The following is a 2764-nucleotide window of genomic DNA, read 5'->3' as shown; positions in this document are numbered from 1 at the left end:
GACAGGTCGATCCCGTCGACGAGCTCGCCTCCCTGGCGACGGAATGCGCAAGGCTCGGCGCCGACTGGATCGGCCCGCGGCTCATCGAGCGCATCACGGCGGCGCTCGGCTGGCCGGACCCCGGACGCCTCTATCCGCTCCACGCGGCGCGACGCGCGTTGCTGCGCGCGCGCCTCGCCCTCTCGCATCTGCTCGACGCCGAGCCGCGACAGCCCGAGCGCTGGGCTCCGTTGGCGACGCGCTATCTGACGCTCGCAGAAGAGGCGCTCGACAGGCTCGATGCCGGATAGCTTCTGCTGGACGTGTAGTGCGCCAATCGTCGGCTTAGATGATCGACTCGTGCTCGAGCAGTTCATTGATCGATTCGCCCGCGTGACAGCGCTCGATCGCCGCCGCCAGCAGCGCGTCGATCGGTGCGATGCGCGCCCGTCCGCGCGCCGCCGCATCAGCCAATGCCTGTGGCGGCGGCAGGCTGTCGGTGACCCAGATCTCGTCGATCGCCTCGCTCGACAGCACGACCTCGCCTCCTCCGACGAACAGGCCGTGCGTTGCGACCGCGATCACCTCGGTGGCGCCGTGGGCGCGTGACGCTGCCGCCGCGCGCGCCATCGTCCCGCCCGTGCTGATCATGTCGTCAAGGATGATCGCGGTCCGACCCGCGACGTCGCCGCCGAACAGCTCGCCCGTCACCTTGCCAAGGCTGCGCGTCTTGTCGACAAGCGCCTTGCCGACCACCGCCCCGAGCGTCCGCTCGAGGGCCTGACGGAACAGCTCCACGCGTTTCTCTCCGCCGGGGTCGGGCGAGACGACCGAGACGCGCCGACCTGCCAGCCGACCCTTCAGGGCATGCGCGAAAAGGGCGTGGACGTCGAGATGCTCCGTCGCGCAGCGGAAGGCGTTCTGGAAGGCGGCGAGGTCATGCGCGGTGACGGTGACGACGCAGTCGACGCCGACCGCCTCAAGCATCTGCGCGAGATAGCGGGTGACCACCGGATCCCGCGGCTTCGTCTGCCGCTCCTTGCGCGCATAGCAGAGATAAGGGGCGACCAGCGTCACCCGGCGCGCCGCCGACTGCTTCAGCGCCCCGACGAAGAACAGGAGCTTGCACAGTTTGTCGTTGACGCTCTGACCCGGCGACGAGGTCAGGTTGGCGAACACAAAGACGTTCTGGTTGCGCACGCCCCGAAGCGGACGGATCTTGTGCTCGCCATCCTCAAAGTCCCGCTCCTCGTGCGGCGCGAGCTCCACGCCGAGCCGGTGGGCGACGGCGCCGGAGAGCGCCTGCGACCCGCCGAGCGCGAACAGGATTGGGCGGGCGTGATCGCCGATGGCGTGCGTGGGAAGCGGCCCGACCGTCGCCGGCCGGCGAGCCTGCCATGCGATCAGCGCGCCACAGACCCGTCCCTCGGGGCTGGCGACGGGGGCGGCGACGAGATCGATCGTCGACGAATCCTCGTCCGGCTCGCGGCTGGTGAACGAAGCCAGCACGGGCTCGCCCCGGTCGACTACGAGGTCGATGAGGCGTCGGAGCAGCGCGGCCCGACGGCGCCTAGGCGCCGCGCTCAGCCGCGCGCCCGGCGGGAGGGCGCCGATGAGACCGGGAAGATCGGCATCGTCGCGTTCGAGAGCGTAATCCCGCGGCTCAGCCGCGCGGACGAACACCGTAACGCTGGGCGCAAGGACCTCGCTGATCAGCGGCGCGACCCGGCCCGAGCGCGGCCGATCCCAGGCCGCGAGCGCCACAGCAAGTTTAGCTTCGCGCGGCCGCGGCGCGAAGTCCAGCCGATCGAACAGTCGCCGCATCGGAGCGCTGGTCAGCGCCAATGTCGTCATAGCCGCCTCCTTCGGCGCCGACGCCCGTCACGCGGCGCCGCGCGCCCGAAATGCATAGGAAGCTTCTGCCCAAGCTCGGGCGCGTCCTTGACATGCATCAAATCGCCCGAGGATTGGAGTGCCCAAAAGAAAAGGCCCCCTGGCCGCCGAGCGACGAATTCCAGAAGAGGCGTGGCGCGGTCGCGTCCGCCTACCGAATGTTTCCTTCTGCTCAACGGGGCCGCTATTGCTCCCGCGCAAGGAACGACCGCAGGTGACTTTGGTGCACGGATAGGGCCGTGGCGGTCTTTTAAGAGCGCCTGCTCCTCTTGCGTCATGTCGCCAAGCTTCAGGGCGCGCCCGATCTCCTTGGCGATCGCTTCGATCGCGGGCTTGGCCTTGGCGTACTCGACCGCGAGACGCTTGGCGGTCTCCTGGTTCCAAAGATCGCCGCCGACCTTCACCAGCTCGGGATCGATTCCCGCAACTTCGCCGCCGCCCCCGCCTTCTGCGGTCCACTCGCCGCCCTCTGGCGTGCCAGCCGGCTCCCGCGGCTCGCTGGGATCGAAAGCGTCCCCCGCTAGCGCTTCGAGCTTCGGCCCCCAGGCAGAATGAACCCGTTCCCAGAGGGCTCGAGCACCTTGAACCCCCGAGCCTTCAATGACTCGGGCGTACTCTTCTTGGGCGTCGGCGCGTCGCTCGGCGTCGGAGGCGTCGTCGCCTTTTTGGGATCCGATGAACTCTGCGTCGCCATATCGGGCCTCGACCGCGAGAAACAAAGTCCATGAACCGCGCCCCGCATGGCCGATAGAAGTCCGTTCGACGCTCGCATGAGGTCAATGCCATGAGAACGTCCGGCATGGCCGCGTCCGCGCCGAAGCGCTCCACGAGCCGTCGAGGCGATTAGCGCTCCGGCGCGCGCGCATCGCTGGCACCCCTGAGTATATTCCAC

General features: G+C 68.9%; 2 protein-coding genes and 1 pseudogene. 2 read left to right on the top strand and 1 reads right to left on the bottom strand.

Annotated elements, in window-relative coordinates; all coding sequences use genetic code 11:
* Window positions 1-290, top strand: a pseudogene (locus ACLP25_RS25105) (hypothetical protein); the annotation flags it as partial.
* A gap of 34 nt (window positions 291-324) precedes the next feature.
* Here the strand turns inward: ACLP25_RS25105 and ACLP25_RS25100 are convergent.
* Window positions 325-1833 carry a ribose-phosphate diphosphokinase gene (locus tag ACLP25_RS25100; RefSeq protein ID WP_442471840.1) on the bottom strand — a complete coding sequence of 503 codons (1509 nt, stop codon included), beginning with the start codon at window positions 1831-1833 and terminating at the stop codon, window positions 325-327.
* A 308-nt stretch (window positions 1834-2141) separates the two neighbouring features.
* On the opposite strand from ACLP25_RS25100, the gene ACLP25_RS25095 reads away from it, so the two are divergent.
* Window positions 2142-2396 carry a hypothetical protein gene (locus tag ACLP25_RS25095; RefSeq protein ID WP_442471839.1) on the top strand — a complete coding sequence of 85 codons (255 nt, stop codon included), beginning with the start codon at window positions 2142-2144 and terminating at the stop codon, window positions 2394-2396.
* Window positions 2397-2764 lie beyond the last annotated feature (368 nt).

Origin of the sequence: Roseiarcus sp. (genome assembly GCF_052145395.1) — a bacterium.
Classification (GTDB): Bacteria; Pseudomonadota; Alphaproteobacteria; order Rhizobiales; family Beijerinckiaceae; genus Roseiarcus.
This window is presented reverse-complemented; position numbering and strand designations above follow the sequence as displayed.

What these genes read in the sequence shown, in the direction of transcription:
- ACLP25_RS25100 (WP_442471840.1), bottom strand. Translation starts at nt 1,833, where the DNA reads ATGACGACATTGGCGCTGACCAGCGCTCCGATGCGGCGACTGTTCGAT.